Below are 1,179 nucleotides of genomic sequence, written 5' to 3'. Positions count from 1 at the left end.
CTAATAACTTAGCAATACTTGGTGTACCGCGACCTACAATAACGATTCCAATTGCAACGAACACAAACGCAAGTATCATAGAAGCAATCGTCATACCTACATCATAAGTCACTGGCATCTGCATATCGACTGCCATCATACCGATATAATGCATTGACCAGATGGCACCACCAATAGCGATGGCAGATAAAGCTACCCAAAAATACAGATCTGCGCCTGGCTTTGCAGCTGGAACACGAATAGCAAGGTTTAAACCAACATAAGAGCCAAATACTGCAATCGCGTATGAGACAAACACCAAAAGCATGTCATATTGAACTTCAATCATTTTTTTATCCTTCATATGTAATAAAAGTTGAGCATAAGACCATGCTGGTTTGGTTGAACCGAGGTGCTTAATACATCTACTATTTTTGTTTATAGCGGCTAAACTAACTATGAGCGACTATTTTATCTAATGTTAAACTCACAAGTATTGTTACCTCCAGCTCCACAGCTGGTCTCCTCAACACTTGCTTTACCTACTGCAGGATTGGCCGTTAAAAAGCCTTCTATGTAACCTACTACAAAGTCACAACTTGAATGACTGCTAGTTGACGAACCACAAAACGGACATCTAATTAAACTAATCATGTTTTCATTAGCTTTAACTTTAGCAAAACTTTTCAACGCTGGAACAAGCTCTCGACTGATGGCAACAGATTTTTTTAACGGACTCCCAAGCGCATAATCGCGTTGATAGATACCACCGCCAACCTTACGGCCTAGTTCGTGTAACGCAGTCGCACGCTTATTGTCTGCTAAACTGTCAGCGTATTGGTTGACCACATTAACTATATTGGGATATTGAGCACCGATAGTCGCCAAAACATCTTTTTCATCCATCGCTTTTTTGGTTGGTGCTTCAGTTTCTTCGTCAGAGATTTCTAAATTGAAGAGCGTACAGCCTGCGATAGAGGATAAGTCGTCGACCAGATCAGCTTGTGTTTTTGATCCTTGACTTCTAGCGACCACATGAATAATATTTCCACCGTTTTCTGATGGTTCTTGTTTTTGCGATACTAGTTGATAACCTGCTTTAATAAGAGGCGAGATTACGTTAACTAGGCGAATGCGTTCAGACGACGTTTCTAATGCACAAGAGAATTTCAAAGACCACTCCTTTTTTTGTATATATAG

2 protein-coding genes are annotated in these 1,179 nt (G+C 40.3%); both read right to left on the bottom strand.

Translation table 11 applies throughout. The annotated features are described in order from the left end of the window. Window positions 1-328, bottom strand: a 328-nt coding sequence (locus ACS8FD_RS15705) for an MHYT domain-containing protein (RefSeq protein WP_439276533.1), incomplete at its 3' end; no start/stop codon positions are given. A gap of 122 nt (window positions 329-450) precedes the next feature. Beyond that, on the bottom strand, window positions 451-1,179 hold a 729-nt coding region (locus ACS8FD_RS15700; protein WP_439276532.1), incomplete at its 5' end, for a hypothetical protein.

It is taken from the genome of Psychrobacter sp. 1U2 (assembly GCF_051847575.1).
Note: the sequence above shows the minus strand (reverse complement) of the source record. Positions and strands in the feature narration are given on the sequence as shown.